At 70.1% G+C, this 20,495-nt stretch carries 16 protein-coding genes and 1 tRNA gene; 5 read left to right on the top strand and 12 right to left on the bottom strand.

The window, feature by feature from the left end; all coding sequences use genetic code 11:
* Positions 1–210 precede the first annotated feature (210 nt).
* Together ABZY12_RS26000 and ABZY12_RS25995 are read left to right on the top strand one after the other, a co-directional pair.
* Complete coding sequence (locus tag ABZY12_RS26000) at positions 211–1,620, top strand: aminotransferase class V-fold PLP-dependent enzyme (RefSeq protein WP_356894329.1); 1,410 nt, start codon at positions 211–213, stop codon at positions 1,618–1,620.
* Positions 1,617–3,029 (top strand): SidA/IucD/PvdA family monooxygenase, encoded by a 1,413-nt coding sequence (locus ABZY12_RS25995; protein WP_356894327.1) that lies wholly within the window; start codon positions 1,617–1,619, stop codon positions 3,027–3,029. Before ABZY12_RS26000 ends, ABZY12_RS25995 begins: the two co-directional genes overlap by 4 nt.
* A gap of 1 nt (position 3,030) precedes the next feature.
* On the opposite strand, the gene ABZY12_RS25990 is transcribed toward ABZY12_RS25995, so the two are convergent.
* Complete coding sequence (locus ABZY12_RS25990; protein WP_356894325.1) at positions 3,031–4,830, bottom strand: 5'-nucleotidase C-terminal domain-containing protein; 1,800 nt, start codon at positions 4,828–4,830, stop codon at positions 3,031–3,033.
* A 139-nt stretch (positions 4,831–4,969) separates the two neighbouring features.
* Between ABZY12_RS25990 and ABZY12_RS25985 the strand changes: the two genes are divergently transcribed.
* Both ABZY12_RS25985 and pyk read left to right on the top strand, forming a co-directional pair.
* Complete coding sequence (locus ABZY12_RS25985; RefSeq protein WP_356894323.1) at positions 4,970–5,641, top strand: SIMPL domain-containing protein; 672 nt, start codon at positions 4,970–4,972, stop codon at positions 5,639–5,641.
* Positions 5,642–5,820: 179 nt separating this feature from the next.
* Complete coding sequence (gene pyk, locus ABZY12_RS25980) at positions 5,821–7,251, top strand: pyruvate kinase (RefSeq protein WP_356894321.1); 1,431 nt, start codon at positions 5,821–5,823, stop codon at positions 7,249–7,251.
* Between the two features lie 3 nt (positions 7,252–7,254).
* Here pyk and ABZY12_RS25975 read toward each other — a convergent pair whose 3' ends face one another.
* On the bottom strand, positions 7,255–8,034 hold the full coding sequence (locus tag ABZY12_RS25975) for a helix-turn-helix domain-containing protein (RefSeq protein WP_356894319.1): 780 nt from the start codon (positions 8,032–8,034) through the stop codon (positions 7,255–7,257).
* Between the two features lie 108 nt (positions 8,035–8,142).
* Positions 8,143–8,215 (bottom strand) — tRNA-Leu (locus tag ABZY12_RS25970).
* A 100-nt stretch (positions 8,216–8,315) separates the two neighbouring features.
* Here ABZY12_RS25970 and ABZY12_RS25965 point away from each other — a divergent pair.
* Complete coding sequence (locus ABZY12_RS25965; RefSeq protein ID WP_356894317.1) at positions 8,316–8,975, top strand: response regulator; 660 nt, start codon at positions 8,316–8,318, stop codon at positions 8,973–8,975.
* Between the two features lie 64 nt (positions 8,976–9,039).
* Here the strand turns inward: ABZY12_RS25965 and ABZY12_RS25960 are convergent, their stop codons facing one another.
* The 9 genes from ABZY12_RS25960 to ABZY12_RS25920 form a co-directional block, all read right to left on the bottom strand.
* Positions 9,040–9,756 (bottom strand): ABC transporter ATP-binding protein, encoded by a 717-nt coding sequence (locus tag ABZY12_RS25960; RefSeq protein WP_356894315.1) that lies wholly within the window; start codon positions 9,754–9,756, stop codon positions 9,040–9,042.
* Positions 9,753–10,796, bottom strand: coding sequence for an ABC transporter ATP-binding protein (locus tag ABZY12_RS25955; RefSeq protein ID WP_356894337.1), 1,044 nt, complete (start codon positions 10,794–10,796; stop codon positions 9,753–9,755). The genes ABZY12_RS25960 and ABZY12_RS25955 overlap by 4 nt, the downstream gene beginning before the upstream one ends.
* Positions 10,797–10,801: 5 nt before the next feature.
* Entirely contained in the window at positions 10,802–12,562 is a 1,761-nt protein-coding gene (locus ABZY12_RS25950) for a branched-chain amino acid ABC transporter permease (protein ID WP_356894313.1), read from the bottom strand.
* A gap of 5 nt (positions 12,563–12,567) precedes the next feature.
* On the bottom strand, positions 12,568–13,500 hold the full coding sequence (locus tag ABZY12_RS25945; RefSeq protein WP_356894311.1) for a branched-chain amino acid ABC transporter permease: 933 nt from the start codon (positions 13,498–13,500) through the stop codon (positions 12,568–12,570).
* 106 nt (positions 13,501–13,606) lie between these two features.
* The gene (locus ABZY12_RS25940; protein ID WP_356894309.1) at positions 13,607–14,842 is read right to left on the bottom strand and encodes a branched-chain amino acid ABC transporter substrate-binding protein; all 1,236 of its coding nucleotides are present in this window, start codon (positions 14,840–14,842) and stop codon (positions 13,607–13,609) included.
* A 282-nt stretch (positions 14,843–15,124) separates the two neighbouring features.
* A complete protein-coding gene (locus ABZY12_RS25935; RefSeq protein WP_356894307.1) occupies positions 15,125–15,721 on the bottom strand; it encodes a hypothetical protein in 597 nt (198 codons plus the stop codon).
* A 48-nt stretch (positions 15,722–15,769) separates the two neighbouring features.
* Positions 15,770–16,654 carry a trypsin-like serine protease gene (locus ABZY12_RS25930; RefSeq protein ID WP_356894305.1) on the bottom strand — a complete coding sequence of 295 codons (885 nt, stop codon included), beginning with the start codon at positions 16,652–16,654 and terminating at the stop codon, positions 15,770–15,772.
* Positions 16,655–17,516: 862 nt separating this feature from the next.
* Positions 17,517–18,023: a hotdog fold thioesterase gene (locus ABZY12_RS25925; protein WP_356894303.1), complete on the bottom strand. Its 507-nt coding sequence runs from the start codon at positions 18,021–18,023 to the stop codon at positions 17,517–17,519.
* A 68-nt stretch (positions 18,024–18,091) separates the two neighbouring features.
* Positions 18,092–20,374 carry an FdhF/YdeP family oxidoreductase gene (locus ABZY12_RS25920; protein ID WP_356894301.1) on the bottom strand — a complete coding sequence of 761 codons (2,283 nt, stop codon included), beginning with the start codon at positions 20,372–20,374 and terminating at the stop codon, positions 18,092–18,094.
* Positions 20,375–20,495: the final 121 nt, after the last annotated feature.

The raw sequence follows: 20,495 nt of genomic DNA, 5'->3' as shown, positions 1-20,495 counted from the left end.
CTCCCTCCCTCCACGACGCTCCTCCGCTCTTCAAAGGCCCCGCACCCGACCGCCCCCACCCGGTACCCGACCGCCCCCACCCGGTACCCGGCCGCCCCCGCCCGGTACCCGGCCGCCCCCGCCCCCCCGAAGCGACCCCCGCGTCCCCCGTTCGGGTTGCCCCCCTCCGCTCTCCGGACAAACCCCCAGAACCCCCGGCAAGCTCGTGCCATGCGTGCCGCGCCCACCCCCACCACCCCACCCCTCGCCGGGGGTGAGACCGGCCCCGCCGCTCTGCGCCCCCTCCTCGACACCGTCCTCGACGCCCTCCACGACGGAGCCGTCACCCGCGGCGGCCCCCTCCCCGCCGGCGGACCGGACGCGGTCACCGCCCGCGTCCGAGAGGCACTCGGCGAGGCCCTTCCCGACACCGGCACCACCCCCCACGACGCACTGCGCACCCTCACCCGCGCCCTCGCCGCGGGCGCCGCCGACCCCGCCCACCCCCTCTGCGCCGCCCACCTCCACACTCCGCCCCTCGCGCTCGCCGTCGCCGCCGACCTCGCCGCCTCCGCGCTCAACCCCTCCCTGGACTCCTGGGACCAGGCCCCCGCCGCCTCCGCCCTGGAGGAGCTGGTCACCCGGGCCCTCGCCGGCGAGGTGTACCCCAGGAACCCGCACGCCCCCCGCCCCGACGCCCTCGTCACCACCGGCGGCACCGAGTCCAACCAGCTCGCGCTGCTCCTCGCCCGCGAACGCCACGGCCCCGGCCACCCCGTCCAGACCGTCGTCGGCGCCGACGCCCACCACTCCTTCCACCGCGCCGCCTGGCTGCTCGGCCTCCCCGAGCCGGTCACCGTGCCCGCCCCCAACGGCACCCTCGACCCGGTCGCCCTGGACGAGGCCCTGACCGACCTCCACGGCCCCCTCCTCGTCGCCGCGACCGCCGGCACCACCGACACCGGCCGCATCGACCCGCTCCCCGAGATCGCCGACCTCTGCGCGGCCCACGGCGCCGACCTCCACGTCGACGCCGCCTACGGCGGCCCCGTCCTCTTCAGCGACACCCACCGCCACCTCCTCGCCGGAATCGAACGGGCCCACTCCGTCACCCTCGACCTGCACAAACTGGGCTGGCTGCCGGCCGCCGCCGGAATCCTCGCCGTACGGGACGCCGCCGACCTCGCGCCCCTCGCCCACACCGCCGACTACCTCAACGCCGACGACGACACCGACGCCGGCCTGCCCGACCTCCTCGGCCGCTCCCCGCGCACCACCCGCCGCCCCGACATCCTCAAGATCGCCGTCCTGCTGCGCGCACTCGGCCGCACCGGCCTCGGCTCCCTCGTCGACCGGTGCTGCGCCCTCGCCCAGGACCTCGCCGACCTGGCGGAGAAGCGCCCCGGCCTGGAGCTGTACGAACGCCCGACCCTTACCACCGTCCTGTTCCGGCCCCGGGACGCCGACGACGCCACCGTCGCCACGATCCGCCGCACGCTCCTCACCGAGGGCCGCGCGGTCCTCGGCCGGGCCAGGGCCGACGGCCGCCTGTGGCTGAAGGCCACCCTCCTCAACCCCCACGCCACCCCCGGCGACCTCGACACACTCGTCACCCTCGTGGAAGGCAGTACCGACCGATGACCGGCAGCACCCCGCAGCGCGACCTCGAGCACCCCCACGATCTGGTGGGCATCGGCATCGGCCCGTTCAACCTCTCCCTCGCCGCGCTCGCCCACGGCGTCCCCGGCGGCCTCGCCGCCACCTTCTACGAACAGAACCCGGCCTTCCACTGGCACCCCGGCCTCCTCATCGAGGGCACCACCCTCCAAGTCCCCTTCTTGGCCGACCTGGTGACCCTCGTCGACCCGACCAGCCCCTGGTCGTTCCTCAACTACCTCCGTGCCCGCGGCCGGCTCTTCCCCTTCTACTTCGCCGAGAAGTTCCACATCCAGCGCGCCGAGTACGACGCCTACTGCCGCTGGGTCAGCGTCCAGCTGCCCGGCCTGCACTTCGGCCACCAGGTCGACGCCGTCCGCTGGAACCCCGAACGCCGCCTGTTCGAGGTCGACTTCACCCAGCTCGACGCCGACGGCGAGGCGGAGGCCCTCGGCCGCGCCTACGCCCGGCACATCGCGCTCGGCGTCGGCACCGAGCCCTACGTCCCCGAGCCGCTGCGACCGCTCGCCGACGCCCCCGGCGTCCCCGTCATCCACTCCGCCGACTACGTCCACCACCGCGAGCGGCTCCTCGCCGCCGAGCACATCACCGTCATCGGCTCCGGCCAGTCAGGCGCCGAGATCTTCCTCGACCTGCTCCGCGCCCGCCCCGCCGGCGCCGAGAAGATCCACTGGATGGCGCGCACGGAGGCCTTCGCGCCGATGGAGTACTCCAAGCTCGGCCTGGAACACTTCACCCCCGACTACACCCGCTACTTCCACGCCCTGCCCGAGCCCGTACGCGACCAACTGGTGCCCCGCCAATGGCAGCTGCACAAGGGCATCGACGCCGACACCATCGCCGCCATCCACGACGAGCTCTACCGCCGCACCCTGCACGGAGGCTGGCCCGACGCCATCCTCACCCCCGGCGTCAAGGTCCGCACCGCCGGCCGGGTCGCCACCGCCAAGGTCGAACTGCACCTGGAGCACATCCAGCAGGCCACCCGCTCCCGGCTCACCACCGACGCCGTCGTCCTCGCCACCGGCTACCGCGAACGCCCGGTCGACCGGATGCTCACCGGCCTCGACCCGTATCTGCGCCACGACTCGTCCGGCCGCGCCCGGATCGACGAGGAATTCCGGCTCGTCCTCGACCCCTGCGTCACCGGCCACGCCTACGTGCAGAACGCGGAGAAGCACACCCACGGCGTCGGCGCCCCCGACCTGGGACTCGCCGCCTGGCGCAGCGCCACCATCCTCAACTCGCTCACCGGCGAGGAACCGTACCCGCTGCCGCGCCGCACCGCGTTCACCACCTTCGGCCTGGAACGGCGAGAGGCGCCACGCATCCCGGCCCAGGCCCAGGAGCTGACGCCTCTCACACGGAGCTGACCTAGAAGACGGGGGTGCCGTCCCGGGTCAGCTTCCAGCCCACCGACGCGAACCCGGCCGGATCGACCGTCCCCTTCGCCTTCACCCACTGGATGATCGTGTTGCGGATCTCGTCCGAATCGGCCCACAGCTGCGGGGCACCGGCGACATGCGGGAACGCACCGCCACCGCTGGCGCGGTAATTGTTCACCGCGAGCACGAACCGCGCCGCCGGGTCGACCGGCTTGCCCTCGAAAGCCAGGTTCACGATGCGCGAACCGGCCGGCCTGGCGATGTCGATCTCGTACGTCAGGCCGTACACGGCGTCGTAGTTGTAGTCCGGGATCCCGGACGCGTTCGTCAGCTTCGCCGTGTCCACGGGCGCGCCGGCCGGCGTCTGGACGTAGTACCGCGCCGAGTACTCCAGGTAGTCCTTCAGCTGAGCACCCGTCAGCAGCCGGGCCTCCAGCGTGTTCTCGAACGGGTACAGCCCGGCCGCGTCCCTGATGGTGACCTGCCCGGCCGGGATCGCGGCCGTACGGGAGAAGCACGACGCCTGGGAGAGCACGGGCAGAGCGGCGTACTCCCCGCCGGCCAGCGCCGCCCGCACCGTCTCCGCCTGGACCTGGTTGATCAGGTCGATGATCGGCTCGTCCTTCCACGGCGCGTCGGCCGTGGCCATGACGGCGGTGGAGGTGCCGATGACCTGGTTGACGTACGCGACGACCTTCTTGTGCTCGTCCGCGAGCAGCCCGGTGATCTTCGGGTCCTCCTCCACCGTGTTGGAGTTGAGAACCTGGGCGGCGACCTTCTCGACCGTCCAGCGGCCCTTCTCCCACACCAGGTCGAAGTCGAAGAGGGTGAGACGCTGCCCCCACTTGAGCGGCTCGGAGAGCACGACGTCCCGGCCGGTCTCCTTGTTCCTCACCCGGTACTCCGGGATCTCGGTGTGGGCGTGCCCGACGAGGATCGCGTCGATGCCGGGGACCTGCTCGGCCACCAGACCGGCGGCGTTCTCGATGTGCGGGAGCTGGTCCCCGTACGACGACGTCCCGCTGGAACCACTGTGCGCCGACACGACCACCACGTCCGCACCCATCGAACGCAGCTTCGGCACCCACTTCGCCGCCTGCTCCTCCAGACCGGGGAACACCATCTTGCCCGTGACATTGGCCTTGTCCCAGATCGCGATGCCGGGGTTCGTCAGGCCGAGTATCGCGACGCGGACGTCCCGGCCCTGCGGGGTCCGCAGCCGGTGCATGCTGTACGGCGGGAAAGCCGGACGCAGCGTCTTGGCGTCGAGCGCGTTGGCGCCGAGGAGCGGGAAGTCACACTGCTCCTCGAACTTGCGCAGCACGGGGATGCCGTAGTTGAACTCGTGGTTCCCGAGGGCGGCGGCGTCGTAACCGATGGCGTTCATGGCCTGGGCCATCGGATGGACGGGCCCGCCGGTCTGCGTGATCGGGTCGACCTTGGCGTAGTAGTACGAGAGCTGGGTGCCCTGGATGGTGTCGCCGGCGTCGATGAGGAGCGTGTTGCCCCTCCCCTTCGCCGCGCGCACCTGCTCGACGAGCGTGGAGATCTTGGCGAGGCCGACGTCGTTGTGGGCCTTGTCGTCGAACTCCTTGTCCGTGAAGTAGTCCCAGTTGAAGACGTTGCCGTGGAGGTCGGTGGTGCCCATCACGGTGAAGGAGTACCGCTTGACCGGCTTGGGGTGACGCCCGTGGGCCTGCGCGGGGGCGGCGACGGCCCCCGTGGTGAGGGCTGCTCCCGCCCCGACGGCGACGGAGCTCTCCAGGAACGTCCGGCGGTTCAGCGGCATGTGTTCTCCTTGGTTCAGTGGCGCACAACGCGCGTAGATTCTGGCCCAGGAGCCACGCCGGACAACAGACCTTTCCGGTTACGGAGTGGGAAAGTGTTCGTCGGACACCACCCGCCGCCGTACATGGAGGAGCCAGGCCATGACGCACGAACACCCCACCCCCGAGGCACCGCACGTGACGGTGCGCGGCGAAGGCCGGCTGGAGGTCGACCCGGAACTCGCCCGGATCTGGGTCACGGTCACCGCGCGCGGCGCCGACCGCGCGGCCACGCTCGCCGACCTGACGCGCCGCAACACCCAGATCCTCGACCTCGTCAAATCCCAGGGCGACGCCGTGGAGAAGCTGGAGACGGGGCGCTTCTCGATCGCCCCGGACTTCGGCCGACGCGGCCGCCAGGAGCGACCCCGGGGCTACCAGGGAACCGTCCGGGTGACCGCCGAGCTGACCGACTTCACCGTGCTCGGAGAGCTGGTGACCCGGCTCGCGGACGTGGAGATGACCGCGGTGGACGGCCCATGGTGGGCCCTGCGGCCCGACTCCCCGGCCTACGCCGAGGCCCGCCGCCTCGCCGTGACGGAGGCCGTCCAGCGCGCCCGCGCCTACGCGGAGGCGCTGGGCGCGACGCTCTCGGCCCTGCTCGAACTCGCCGACACCGGCCTGATCCCCTCATCCGGCCCCATGGGCGGTGCCCGCATGGCCTTCGCCGCGGAATCCGCCGACACGGCCCCGCCCCTGGACCTCGAACCCCAACGCCAGACGGTCACGGCGGAGGTGACCGCCCGCTTCACGATGAACCCGCCGACGCTCTAGCCACCCGGGGCAGAGCCCGGCCCCGGGCCTGCGCGGAGCCCTCGCGCAGGCCCGAAACACGCTCATCGGAGCACCACCCCGCACACATTCAAGACTTGTCAATAACCTTTCATGCAAAGGTTGTTGAACAGTCATGCCGGGCCACTTCTCTACCCATCGGTAAGCTCTAGGGTCGAACCATGCGCCGAGCCAAAATCGTTTGCACCCTGGGTCCCGCCACCGACACATACGAGCAGATCAAAGCCTTGGTCGAAGCCGGAATGGACGTCGCCCGCCTCAACCTCAGCCACGGCACCTACGCCGAGCACGAGGAGCGGTACCAGCGTGTACGCAAAGCCTCCGACGAGACCGGCCGCAGCATCGGCGTCCTCGCCGACCTTCAAGGCCCGAAGATCCGCCTCGGCCGCTTCCGCGAAGGCCCCGTACTCCTTGAACGCGGCGACGACTTCACCATCACCGTCGAGCCCATGGAAGGCGACCGCCACATCTGCGGCACCACCTACGAAGGCCTCGCCACCGACGTCACCACCGGCGAACGCATCCTCGTCGACGACGGCCGCGTCACCCTGGAAGTCACCTCCGTCGACGGCCCCCGCGTCCACACCCACGTCGTCGAAGGAGGCATGGTCTCCGACCACAAGGGACTGAACCTCCCCGGAGTCGCCGTCTCCGTACCCGCCCTCTCCGAGAAGGACGTCGACGACCTCCGCTGGGCCCTGCGCACCGGCGCCGACGTCATCGCCCTCTCCTTCGTCCGCAGCGGACGCGACATCGAGGACGTCCACCGCATCATGGACGAGGAAGGCCGCCGCCTCCCCGTCATCGCCAAGATCGAGAAGCCCCAGGCCGTCGAGAACATCGACGACATCGTCGCCGCCTTCGACGGCATCATGGTCGCCCGCGGCGACCTCGGCGTCGAAATGCCCCTGGAACAGGTCCCGATCGTCCAGAAGCGCGCCGTCAAGCTCGCCAAGCGCAACGCCAAACCGGTCATCGTCGCCACCCAGATGCTCGACTCGATGATCGACAACTCCCGGCCCACCCGCGCCGAGGCCAGCGACGTCGCCAACGCCGTCATCGACGGCACCGACGCCGTGATGCTCTCCGGCGAAACCAGCGTCGGCAAGTACCCCGTCGAGACCGTCAAGACGATGAGCCGGATCGTCGAGGCCGCCGAGGAAGACGTCCTCGCCAAGGGCCTCCCCCCACTCACCGAACGGAACAAGCCCCGCACCCAGGGCGGCGCCGTCGCCCGCGCCGCCGCCGAGATGGGCGACTTCCTCGGCGCCAAGTTCCTCGTCGCCTTCACCCAGTCCGGCGACACCGTCAAGCGCCTCTCCCGCTACCGCTCGCCGATCCCCCTCCTCGCCTTCACCCCGGACCCCGCGACCCGCTCCCAGCTCAACCTCACCTGGGGAGTGGAGACATTCCTCGGCCCGCACGTCGACTCCACCGACGCGATGGTCGCCCAGGTCGACGAGGAACTCCTGCGCATCGGCCGCTGCCACAAGGGCGACATCGTCGTCATCACGGCCGGCTCCCCGCCGGGGGTCGCGGGCTCCACGAACCTGGTCCGCGTCCACCACATCGGCGACGCGGTGACGAACTGAGGCTCAGGACTTGGGCCCGACGTGCAGATCCATGAGCGCGACGGAGTCTTTGCGGGCGACGGAGATGTTGTACTGCTGCCCGCGACGGGTGCAGTGCTTCCACTCGACGCCGAGCCGATCGAGTGTGTCGGTGTAGAGCTGCCGGATGTCGTCGGAGACGTTGGTGAACCAGTACCTCGGGTACTCGTAGCGCTTGCGCTCGCCGTTCACGACGCGAGTGGTCCAGTTGATGGTCCGGCAGCCGTCCGAGTGGACCAGTCCGCGCACGAACTCCCAGGGGTGGGCGTCCACAATCGCCTGCTGCCAGGGCTCCAACGCGATCTTGCGCTCGTGCTTCTTGCCGGGCCCGTGCTGAGGGAACATGCCCGTCCAGTGCTTCGTGTACGACTTCACCTCGGCGCAGCCCTGCCTGACCCGTCGCTGGACCCTTGGCATGGGCATCACTCTCCGCATCGCCGCTTCGGCGGCGTCGATCAGCGCCGGCCACGAGGCGGTGCAGAAGATCGACAGATGGTGTTGCTTCCGCTTGGACGTGATGTGCCCGTCGCCGAGGTACAGCCCCAGGAGGTAGGCGTAGGCGGGTGCGTCGAACGTGCGTTGCGTGCACATGGGACAGTCCGTGCGGCGTTCGAAGCGGATACCGCGTTTCCGGCGGTCTTCCGAGAGCCACCAACCGACCGTGCCACGCGGCACGTTGAGACGCTCGGCAACTGCCCTGTTGGTCAAGCCTTGGCGCAGTAGTGCGAGTGCTTCGTCGCGAATCGAAGGGTTGTGCCGTTCCATGACGGCAGCCTGGCCGTATCGCGGCCCGTGCGAATGGAATCGAAGAGACGTTCACCTCGACGAGTGAAGATCGCCAAGCCCTCCAATTCCTTGGAATCGAAGGGGAAGTGCCCCGGGTGGGATTCGAACCCACGCTATATGGTGTTTGAGACCATCGCCTCTGCCGCTGGGCTACCGGGGCTCCTTCGAAACGAAGGTCAGTGGCAACCTGCTGTGTCTCAAACATACAGGACCTAGGTAGGCTCATGTAGCAGTACCCTGCCCCGCAACGAGGAGCCCCCGTGACCGCCCCCGAGTCGCCCCAGCCCGCCGCCGACGACGCCGACGCGTCGCACGTCCCGCCGCTGACGACCCGTGTCGTCATCGCCGAGGACGAGGCCCTCATCCGCCTCGACCTCAAAGAGATGCTCGAGGAAGAGGGCTACACGGTCGTCGGCGAGGCCGGCGACGGCGCCCGGGCCGTCGAGCTGGCCCGGGAGCACCGGCCCGACCTGGTGATCCTCGACGTGAAGATGCCGGTGCTCGACGGGATCTCCGCCGCCGAGAAGATCGCGGGCGAGTCCATCGCCCCGGTCCTCATGCTCACCGCCTTCTCCCAGCGCGACCTGGTCGAGCGGGCGAGGGACGCCGGGGCCATGGCGTACCTCGTCAAGCCGTTCAGCAAGAGCGATGTCGTGCCGGCCATCGAGATGGCCGTCTCCCGCTTCGCCGAGCTGCGGGCCCTGGAGAAGGAGGTCGCCGACCTCTCGCAGCGGTTGGAGACCCGCAAGCTGGTCGACCGGGCCAAGAGCATTCTGCAGACGCAGTACGGGCTGACCGAGCCGGCCGCGTTCCGCTGGATCCAGAAGACCTCCATGGACCGCCGTATGTCCATGCAGCAGGTCGCGGAGGCGGTCATCGAGGACGCCGAGGAGAAGAAGGCGGCCAAGGGTCAGCAGTGACGCTCAGGACAGAAGAAGGCCCGTCCCACAACGTTGTGGGACGGGCCTTCCGCTTGGGTGGGGCTTACTCCTCGCCGAGGTACGTCTTGCGGACGTCGTCGTTGTGGAGCAGGTCCTGGCCGGTGCCGGAGAGCTTGATCGTGCCGACCTCGAGGACGTAGCCGTAGTCCGCCAGGGAGAGGGCGGCCTGCGCGTTCTGCTCGATGAGCAGGATCGTCATACCCTCGGCCTTCAGCGTGGCGATGGTCTCCATGATCTTCTGCATCATGATCGGGGAGAGGCCCATCGACGGCTCGTCCAGCATCAGCAGCTTGGGCTGGGACATGAGCGCCCGGCCCATCGCGAGCATCTGCTGTTCACCGCCGGAGAGGGTGCCCGCCGCCTGCTTGCGACGCTCGCCCAGGATCGGGAAGAGGTCGTAGGCGCGCTGGACGTCCCGCTCGATGCCGTCCTTGTCCTTGCGGAGGAAGGCACCGAGCTGGAGGTTCTCGGCGATGGTGAGGCGCGGGAAGATGTGCCGGCCCTCGGGGGAGTGCGCCATGCCCAGCGACACGACCTTGTGGGCCGGGATCCCGTTGAGCACCTGGCCGTCGAAGGTGATCTTGCCGCTCGAGGGCTTGAGCAGTCCGGAGAGGGTGCGCAGGGTGGTGGTCTTGCCGGCGCCGTTGGTGCCGATCAGGGTGACGACCTGACCGGCCTCGACGGAGAAGGAGATGCCCTTGACGGCCTCGATCTTGCCGTAGGCGACCCTGAGGTCTTCGACCTCGAGAAGAGCGGTCACTTGGAGTCTCCTTCGGTGGTGCTGTCCGCGTCGCCGGACGCGGGTGCCTCGGGGGCGTCGTCGGCCGGGGCTTGGGCGGCCTCGTCCGCCTCGTCCGCGTCCTCGGCCGGGGCTTCGTCGGCCTCGGCCTCGGCTGCGTCGTCGGCCTCGGCCTCGGCCTCGGCCTCCGCGTGCGCTTCGGCCTCCGCTTCCGCGTGGGCCTCCGCCGCCTCGACCTCGGCGACCTCCTCCGCGCCCGGCGCGCCCTCGAACGGCGTGCCCAGGTACGCGGCCACGACCCGTTCGTCGCCCTGGACGACGTCGGAGGTGCCCTCCACGAGCTTCTCGCCCTGGACGAGGACGGCCACCCGGTCGCACAGGTTGAAGATGAACTTCATGTCGTGCTCGATGACGAGGACCGCGATGCCCTTGTCGCGGATCGCGAAGACGAGTTCCTCGGTGGCCCGGGTCTCGTTCTGGTTCATGCCGGCCGTGGGCTCGTCGAGGAGCAGCAGACCGGGGTCGCTGGCCAGTGCGCGGGCGATCTCCAGCTTGCGCTGCTCGCCGTAGGGGAGGTTGCGGGCGAGGTGGTCCGCCTTGTTCTCCAGGCCGATGAACTCCAGGAGTTCCATGGCCCTTTCGCGGGAGGCGGCTTCCGCCTTCTTGAAGCCGGGGCCGCGCAGGAGCGCGGACCAGAGGCCCTCCTTGGTCCGGGTGTGGCGTCCGACGAGGACGTTCTCCAGGACCGTCATGTTGGAGAAGAGGCGGATGTTCTGGAAGGTGCGTGCGATGCCGGCCTTGGTGACCAGGTGCGGCTTGGGGGGCAGCACGGTGCCCTTGTAGCTGACCTGTCCCTCGGTGGGGACGTACAGACCGGTCAGGCAGTTGAAGAAGGTCGTCTTGCCGGCGCCGTTGGGGCCGATGAGTCCGACGATCTCGCCCTGTCGGACGGTCAGGTCCACTCCGCGTACGGCGGTCAGTCCGCCGAAGCGCATCGTGACGCCGCTGGCGTCGAGGACGGTGGCGGCCGTGGCCGTGGTGGCCGTGGTGGTGGTCGTCATGGCGTTCACGCACCCGCCTTCGCGGTTCCGGCGCCGGACTCGGCGGACAGCCGTGGCTCCGGTACGTCGAGCTTGTCGGCGTTCTCGTCGTGCTCGTGGTATTCGAGCTGGGCGCGCCGGTTGGGGATGAGGCCCTCGGGGCGGAAGCGCATCAGCAGGATGAGCGCGAGGCCGAACGCGAGGAGCTGGAAGTCCTTGAGGAAGGCCAGCTTCTCGGGGATGAGGAAGAGCAGCGCCGCGCCGAGGAGCGGGCCGCGGATGGTGCCCATGCCGCCGAGGATGACGGCCGCGAGGAGGAACGCGGAGTTCGGGGCGACGGGGCCGGCGAACACGTACATCTCGGGGAGGACCGTGCCCTGGAAGTGGGCCTGGACGGTGCCGGCGACGCCGGCGAGGGTGGCGCCGAGGGCGAAGGCGATCAGCTTCACGCGGAAGCCGTTGATGCCCATGGCGGTGGCCGCGGTCTCGTCCTCGCGGATGGCGACCCAGGCACGGCCGATGCGGGAGTCCTGGGCTCGGCTGAAGACGAGGACGACGAGCACCATGACGAGGAGCATCAGGAGGTAGTAGTTGGCGTACGAGCCGAGTTCCACGCCGAGGACGGTGTGGGTCTCGCCGAAGTCGTACCCGAAGATGTTCAGCGCCGGGATGTTCGGGATGCCGTTGGGGCCGTTGGTGATCTGGGGTCCGTTGTCGCCGTCCATGTTGTTGACGGTGATGCGGAAGATCTCGCCGAAGCCGAGCGTCACGATGGCGAGGTAGTCGCCGTGCAGTCGCAGGGTCGGTGCGCCGATGATGACGCCGAAGATCAGCGAGGCGATCGCGCCGATGATCATGGCGACCCAGAAGGGGAGCTGGATGTCGAGCGCGGAGGCGGTGGACCCGGAGACGAGGGCGGCGGTGTAGGCGCCGACGCCGAGGAAGGCGACGTAGCCGAGGTCGAGCAGGCCGGCCAGGCCGACGACGACGTTCAGGCCGAGGGCGACCGTGGCGAAGATCAGGATCTGCACCGCGATCACGGTGAACGTGTCGGTGGTCTGGGTGAAGGGGAAGACGGCCGCGGCGGCGAAGGCCGCGACGGCGGCGACGTGCTTGTTCTTCGAGGCGATCGCCGAGAGCCGGGCCATGAGGCCGGACTTGGCGAGCGTGCCGGCGGCGAAGCCCGCGAGGAGCAGGTAGCCGATGAACAGCTCGGGGTACTCGGTGGAGATGCCGTATGTCACGGCGTACATGCCGATGGCGAACGCGACGATGATGATCAGGATCTCGGCCCAGGAGGGGAGCTCCTTGGGCTTCGACGCCTTGCGCGTGTCGTCCTTGAGCGCGAACGCGGTCAGCGGGACGAGCGTGGCGAGCGCGGCGACGAAGCCGCCCGGCTCCAGGTGGGCGAGGCCGCCGAGCTGTACGGCGATCGCGAGCACGGTGTACCAGGTGGTGCCGAGCGCGCCGAGGGCGAGGAACTGCAGGGCCTTGGTGGAGCCGGCCGGGGTGAGCCAGCGGAGGCCCTTGACGCCGAGGCCGGAGAGGGCGAAGAGCGTCAGGAGGAGGCCGGCGACGAGGGTGAGGACCTGGAGGCCGCCGGGGTAGCCGGTGACGGTGAGGTCGCCGGGGAATTCGGTGGTGTAGGTCCAGGCGAGGAAGGTGCTGGCGACGGTGGCGAGGCCACCGGCGGCGACGATCCAGTGGAGGAGGCCCGGGGCCTGGGGGGCCGCGGTCTTCTTGGGGGCGGTGGACTCTTCGGAGGTCTTGGTGAGGTCAGTGGTCATCGTGCTCACGCCCTGTCCGCGACGCGCTCACCGAGCAGACCTTGTGGTCTGAACAGGAGGACGAGGATGAGGAGGGAGAAGACCCAGATGTCCTTCCAGGCACCGCCGCCGAACTGGGCCATCCCGGGGATGTGCTCGACGTAGGCGATGGAGAGGGTCTCCGCGACACCGAGCACCACGCCGCCGATCATGGCGCCGTAGATGTTGCCGATGCCTCCGAGGACGGCGGCGGTGAACGCCTTGAGGCCGAGGAGGAAGCCCATCTCGAAGCGGATCTGGCCCTTGTCGAGGCCTTCGGCGACCGCCGCGACCGCGGCGAACGCGGCGCCGATGGCGAAGGCCATCACGATGATGCGGTCGGTGTTGATGCCCATCAGCTTCGCGGTGTCCGGGTCCTGTGCCGTGGCCTGCATGGCGCGGCCGCTGCGGCTCTTGGAGACGAAGAGTCCGAGGGCGAGCATGCAGGCGGGGGCGGCGACGAGGACGAACGCGTCGGCGCGGGAGATCGCCAGGTTCTCGAAGATCTGGAAGCTGCCTCCCTTGAATTCGGGGAAGCTGACCGGGCTCTTGGCGCCGGGGTAGAAGCCCCAGACGAGCTGCTGGAGCACGATCGACAGACCGATCGCCGTGATCAGGGGGGCGAGGCGGGGGGCACCGCGCAGGGGACGGTAGGCGAAGCGCTCGGCGGCGGTGGCGACGGCCACGGAGACCACCGCGCCGCCGATCAGCATCACGGGTATCGCGATCACGAGGGCGGTGCCCTCGGGCAGGATCGTGTATGCCGTGAGGGCGCCGAAGCCCCCGATCATGAAGATCTCGCCATGGGCGAAGTTGATGAGCTGGACGATGCCGTAGACCATCGTGTAACCGATGGCGATGAGGCCGTAAAGGGCCCCCAGGGCAAGGCCGTCGGCCAGCTGTTGCGGCAGTTCGTTCACCGCAGGGCCTCCGATGAGCGTGTCGGATATGACACCGCGCGAGGGCGCTGTTTGCGCCCTCGCGCGGCTTGGTTCAGATGGTGCGTGTGCGGGGCAGTGCGGTGGGTCAGTCCTTGAAGGTCTCGGACTTGACGTCGGTCCAGGCGCCGTTCTTGACCTGGTAGACGGTGAGCTGCTTGTTGGTGGTGTCGCCGTACTGGTCGAAGGAGACCTTGCCGGTCACGCCCTCGAAGGAGACCTTGGACATGGCCTCGGTGACCTTGGCGCGGGCGTCGTCGGGGAGCTTGCCGTTGTTGGCGGCGACGACGGCCTTGACGGCCTGGATGATCGACCAGGCGGCGTCGTAGGAGTAGCCGCCGTAGGCCGCGTAGGCGTCCTTGTAGCCGGCCGCGTTGTAGTCGGCGATGAACTTCTTGGCGGTCGGGAGCTTCTCGACCGGGAAGCCGACCGAGGTGGCGAGGTCACCGTCGTTGGCCTCGCCGGAGGCCTTGATGAACTGCGGGTCGTAGATGCCGTCGCCGCCCATGGTGGGGATCTTGGCGCCGGCCTTCTTGACCTGGTCGGAGAGGAGGCCGCCCTCGGGGTACTGGCCGCCGAAGTAGACGGAGTCGGCGCCCGAGGCCTTGATCTTGTTGGCTGTGGAGGAGAAGTCGGTCTCCCTCACGGTCACGGAGTCGGTGCCGGCGACGGTGCCGCCCAGGCGCTTGAACTCCTCGGCGAAGATCGCGGCGAGGCCGGCGCCGTAGGTCTGCTTGTCGTTGACGACGAAGACCTTCTTCTTCTTGGCGTCGTTGAAGAGGTAGTTCGCGGCGAACTTGCCCTGGACGACGTCCGTGGTGGCGGTGCGGAAGTACGTCTTGAACGGACGCTTGAACTCGCCCTTGCCCCAGTTGTCGCCCTGGGAGAGGGAGGGGTTGGTGTTGGCCGGGGAGACCTGGGTCAGGTTGGCCTTCTCGAAGTCCGCCTGCATGGACTGGGAGACGCCCGAGTTCAGCGGGCCGACCACGCCGAGGACGTCCTTCATGCCGGCCAGCTTGGTGGCGTTGGCCTTGCCGGTGGCGGGGACGGCCTGGTCGTCGAGGGCCTCGATCTTGAAGGTGACGCCGGGGACTTCTTTGTTCTTGTTGGCGGTCTGGACCGCCAGGTCCACGGAGTTCTTGATGCCCTGGCCCAGTGCGGAGAGCGACCCCGTGAGCGGCGCGTCGACGCCGATGACGACCGTCGTGCCGCCGCCGGAGCTGTCGTTGCTTCCGCCCTTGTCGTCGCGCGAACCGCAGGCGGTGAGGGTGAGTGCTCCCGTGGTGATCACGGTGGTGAGGATGAGCAAGGAACGGTGTCGCACGATGAATCCTTTCCCTGGCGCGGCCCCCTCGAGCTGAGGCGGTGCCGTGAAGCCGTGGCAAGAGGTGCCGTGAGTGAGTGCCGGGCCGTACGGGGATGACTGGGTGGTACAGGGCCGTGCAGTGGACGCGCCCGGCGGCGCGGTGACTGGCGGTGACTCTAAGCGCAGGTGGGGGAGGTGGGGAGCGGGGAGGTCAGGATGTGACTGTCTTGTTATCGCAAGGGGGAGAGGAGGTGGACACCCGGGGGGCAAACCAGGACGTAACGGTCAGTGGCGGGGTGTTCACATAGTGAGAACGTGCAGTTCCGCTAAGGGGCTTGAGCGGATCATGGTCCTGTCGCCAGGCGGCGGAAGAGTGTCCGAATAGCGGACAGGGGTCCTGATGTCAGCGGACGAAACGTAGAGGGCTCCGCTCCGCTTCTGGATTACCCGAGTGTTACGGAGTGTTACGAGGGGGGGCTGTGCCGTGTTCGTCACCGAGCCGCCGCCCGCCGGAGCCGGCCGCCAGTTCTCCGAGCTTCCGGTGGCGCCGTTCGCCGAGGCGCACCGTCTTCGGGTCTCCCGGTCGACCGCGGTGAGCGCGGCCGCGCGGCCCTCGGTGCGCTCCTGTGCGCGGGCGGCCGCGAGTACGTCGTCGTGGATCCTCAGCTGCTCGTTGGAGAGGCCCTTCTGCTCCCAGTCGAGCCCCGCCCCCGCGCTGCCCTCGAGGGCTTCCTTGATCCAGTACGAGAGGAGCTCGGCGCAGATGTCCACCGCCGAGCGCGCCTGCGGGGCAGGTTCGTGCCGGTCGGCCGAACAGCCCGGCAGGGTCGCCACAACGCCGAAGGCCAGGACCGCGCGAAGGGCGGTCCTGGCCGGGGTCTGCGGCGGCAGCGCCATGCGCGTCACGCTAGGGGACCGTCGACGCGGGCACAACCAACATGTGGGCTACGGCAGTTGGGTGAACGGCTTCAGGAAGTCACGGGCCCCGGGCGAGTCGAGGCGGTAGGTGACGTTGGTGGCGTAACAGGGCGTGTCGCCCGTGATCGTGGTGGCGACCAGCGTGAGCTTGCCGTCCAGCGTGGCGAAGTTCGGGCCGCCCGAATCGCCGTAACAGGCACCGCCGTTGCCCTGCGGGGCCGTCATGGCGAGCCGGATCCACGCGTCGTTGAGCGCGTTGAAGGTGACCGGGGCCTTCAGCCGGACGCCGCCGCCGGGGTGGGTGTGTCCGCCGGGTCCGCGCCGCGCCTCCTGGGTGCCGTAGCCGGCGACCACGAACGAGGTGTCGTTCAGCCCCTGTGAACCGAGCGCGGAGAGCGCGCCGGCCTTGGGGAGCGCGGCGGGCTTGAACGCCCAGCGGGCCTTCATCGCGGCGGCCGGAACCTGGACCACCGATATGTCGTGGGTGTCCGAGGCCGGGCCGGGGTAGGCGGGGTGGTTGTGCGCCGCGCCCTCGACGGCCACGGCCTTCGCCACGGCGGCCGGATCGCCGGGATGCTCGGCGGCGGCCTTGTCCAGACCGCCCTGCACGTCCTGGTCGAGGGAGACGTAGAACCTCACGTTCTCCGGCCAGTCGGTGGTGCAGTGCGCGGCGGTCAGGAACGTGTCCGCGTCGATCATGGTCCCGGAGCAGACCCAGTCGACCCGGTCGGGCGTGCTCGGGTCCCCGTCGTTGTCCCAGGTCGCGACGAGCGCGCCGACCTCGGTGCGCTCGGGCGCGGGGGTCGCGTTGTACGAGTTGATCGCTGCGGAAGGGATCGCGGTGGCGAGAACGGCAGCGCAGGCCACGGCGGTGACGGCGGTCGCCACGGTGGTGGTACGTACGGCGGTCAAGAAGAGCCCCTCGGTGTGTGAGTGGATCGGGTCTTCTCCTGTGGGGGAGGCTCGCCAGTGAAGCGCCTGCGGGGAGCGGGGGCAAGGGGGGCTGCGGGTAAGGATGTTGGCCGGCCGTGCGGAGCGACCGCGCGGCGAGGGCCGGTGGCTCCGTCGCCGGGAGGCGGCCGGGGGCCCGTGTGCGCTCCCGTCGGCGGTCGACGGCCGTCCGGAAGGCGGGGGGTGTCTCCGGGGTGCGAGGTCCGGAGGCTGGGGTTGGCGCCTGCGGCGCGAGGTCGGGAGCCTGGGGTTGGGGCCTGCGGCGCGAGGTCCGGAGGCTGGGGTTGGGGCCTGCGGCGCGAGGTCCGGAGGCTGGGGTTGGGGCCTGCGGCGCGAGGTCGGGAAGCGGGGATCGGGCCCTGCGGCTCTACGACCGGAGGCTGGGCCCCGTGCCCTGCGGCTCTACGACCGGAGGCTGGGCCCCGTGCCTTGCGGCGCCCTGTCCGGAGGCTGGGACCGGGGCCTGCGGCACCAGTTCCCTGAGCGGGGATCGGGCCGTGTGGAACGACGTCCGGAAGCCGACCTTCCGTCTCCGGAGACCGGGATTCGTGCCCGGAGCAGTACCCGCGCCCACGCTCGGGCTCCGCGTCCCCGCTGTCACCCGTGCCCGGGACCCCTTCCCGCGCTCCGGGGTCCGTGATGCGAGGCCGCGGCGGTCACTCTGCGTGTGCCGCAGCGGCCTCGCGTCGTGGGCGCCGTGCGGGCGCGGGTTCGTGGCGGGGGAACCACGGAGCCCGGGCCACCAGGTGTCGTGGCACAGCGCGGCCCGGGACGGAGTGGACCGTCCCGGGCCGGGGCTCGACGCGGCGTCGGGTTCCCGCGTTCAGGCCGCGCCGTCGGTCACGCCGGCGTTCGGGACACTGTCCGCGTCCTTGGGCGTGACCTCCCGGAGCATGCAGGTCAGCCGCGCCGTGCAGACGCGCTTGTCCTGTTCGTCCGTGATGACGATCTCGTACGTGGCCGTGGAGCGCCCGCGGTGGACCGGGGTCGCGACCCCCGTGACCAGGCCGCTGCGCACCCCGCGGTGGTGGGTGCAGTTCAGGTCCACGCCCACCGCGATCTTGGAGACGCCTCCGTGCAGCATGGAGCCGATCGAGCCCAGCGTCTCGGCGAGCACCGCCGAGGCACCGCCGTGCAGCAGGCCGTACGGCTGGGTGTTGCCCTCCACCGGCATCGTGCCGACGACCTTCTCGGCCGAGGCCTCGACGATCTGCACGCCCATCCGGTTGCCGAGGTGCCCGGCAGAGAAGAGAGCGGGAAGGTCCACGCCGAGTGCGGCGTACTCCTCGATGACTTCCGGCGGGAACTTCACGTGCTGCTGCTCACCCATCGGCCCGGCTCCGTTCGTCTTCGTACGGCTGCTGATCCACTGATCCGCCTGATCGCCTGAGCAAACGCTTAGGCGGACTGAGATTGTTCCAGACGCACGATGACGGACTTGCTGGCGGGGGTGTTGCTGACGTCCGCCGTGGACTCCAGCGGCACCAGGACGTTCGTCTCCGGGTAGTACGCCGCCGCGCACCCCCGGGCGGTCGGATAGTGCACCACCCGGAAGCCGGGCGCCCGCCGCTCGCTGCCGTCCGTCCACTCGCTGACCAGATCCGTGTACGCCCCGTCGGCCAGGCCCAGCTCGGCCGCGTCCGCCGGGTGGACCAGGACGACGCGGCGGCCGCCCTTGATGCCGCGGTAGCGGTCGTCGAGACCGTAGATCGTGGTGTTGTACTGGTCGTGGGAGCGCAGGGTCTGCAGCAGCAGCCGGCCCTCCGGAACCTTCGGGTACTCGACGGGCGCGGCGGTGAAGTTGGCCTTGCCGGTGGCCGTGGGGAAGCGGCGCTCGTCGCGCGGGCCGTGCGGCAGCGCGAAGCCGCCGGGGTTCGCCGCGAGCCGGGCGTTGAAGTCCTGGAAGCCGGGCACCACGCGCGCGATGCGGTCCCGGATCGTGGCGTAGTCCTTCTCGAACTCCTCCCAGGGCGTCGCCGAGGCGGCGCCGAGCACCGCCCGCGCCATCCGGGCGACGATCGCCGGCTCGGAGAGCAGATGCGGACTCGCCGGCGGCAGATTGCCCCGCGAGGCGTGCACGAGCCCCATCGAGTCCTCCACCGTCACGAACTGCTTCCCGCTCTTCTGTACGTCCTTGTCGGTGCGCCCGAGCGTCGGCAGGATCAGCGCGCGTGTGCCGGTGACCGCGTGCGAGCGGTTCAGCTTCGTCGAGACGTGCACCGTGAGCCGGGCCCGGCGCATCGCAGCCTCGGTGACCTCCGTGTCGGGAGTCGCCCCGACGAAATTGCCGCCCATCGCGAAGAAGACCTTCGCCTCGCCGTCGCGCAGCGCCTGGATCGAGCGGACCACGTCGTAGCCGTGGTGGCGCGGCGAGACGATCCCGAACTCCTTGTCCAGTGCGTCGAGGAACGCGGGCGCGGGCCGTTCGAAGATGCCCATCGTGCGGTCGCCCTGCACGTTGGAGTGGCCGCGGACCGGGCAGACCCCGGCACCCGGGCGGCCGATGGCGCCGCGCAGGAAAAGGAGGTTGACCACCTCGCGGATGGTCGGCACGGAGTGCTTGTGCTGGGTGAGGCCCATCGCCCAGCAGACGATGGTCCGCTGCGAGGCGAGGACCATCTCCAGGGCCCGCTCGATCTCGGCGCGGGTCAGGCCGGTCGCGGCGAGCGTCTCGTCCCAGTCGGCGGCGCGGGCGGCGGCGGCGAACTCCTCGTACCCGTGCGTGTGCTCGCGGACGAACTCCCGGTCGACCGCGCCCTCCGTCTCGATGATCAGCTTGTTGAGGAGCCGGAAGAGGGCCTGGTCGCCGCCGATCCGGATCTGGAGGAAGAGATCGGTGAGCGGGGCGCCCTTGAGCATGCCCTGCGGGGTCTGCGGGTTCTTGAACTTCTCCAGGCCGGCCTCGGGCAGCGGGTTGACCGAGATGATCCGGGCGCCGGCGGCCTTCGCTTTCTCCAGGGCGGAGAGCATCCGCGGGTGGTTGGTCCCCGGGTTCTGCCCGGCGACGACGATCAGGTCCGCCTGGTGCAGATCCTCCAGTGAGACACTGCCCTTGCCGATCCCGATGGTCTCGTTCAGCGCCGATCCGGACGACTCGTGGCACATGTTGGAGCAGTCCGGCAGATTGTTCGTACCGAACTCCCTGGCGAACAGCTGCAGCAGGAACGCGGCCTCGTTGCTGGTCCGCCCCGAGGTGTAGAAGAGCGCTTCGTCGGGGGAGGACAGCGCCCGGAGCTCCTCGGCGATGATCGCGAAGGCCCGCTCCCAGGTCACCGCCTCGTACCGGTCCCCGCCCTCGGCCAGATACATCGGCTGCGTGATGCGGCCCTGCTGGCCCAGCCAGTAGCCGCTGCGCGTGGCCAGGTCCGCCACCGGGTGGGCGGCGAAGAAGTCGGGCGTCACCCGGCGCAGGGTCGCCTCCTCGGCGACCGCCTTCGCCCCGTTCTCGCAGAACTCCGCCACATGCCGCTTGTCGCCCTCCGGCCAGGCGCAGCCCGGGCAGTCGAAGCCGTCCTTCTGGTTGACCTTGAGGAGGGTCCGGGCGGTGCGGCGCACGCCCATCTGCGCCTGGGCGATCTTGAGGGTGTGGGTGACGGCGGGCAGCCCCGCGGCCGCGTGCTGGGGCGGCGCGACCTGCGGCGCGTCCTGGACCGGGTCGCCTGCGGGCGGCTTGCTGACCATCGCGCTCTCCCTTGAGCGGAATTCTGCTGCGTACGTCTTCGATCCTGTCACGGACCTCCGACAGCGCGGGAGCGGACCGGGTGTGGACGGGATTGTCAGCGGTCCGTGGCAGGATCGTGTG

It is taken from the genome of Streptomyces sp. NPDC006551 (genome assembly GCF_040611675.1).
Classification (GTDB): domain Bacteria; phylum Actinomycetota; class Actinomycetes; order Streptomycetales; family Streptomycetaceae; genus Streptomyces.
The sequence above is the reverse complement of the archived record's forward strand: the minus strand, read 5'-3'. Positions and strand labels throughout refer to the sequence as shown.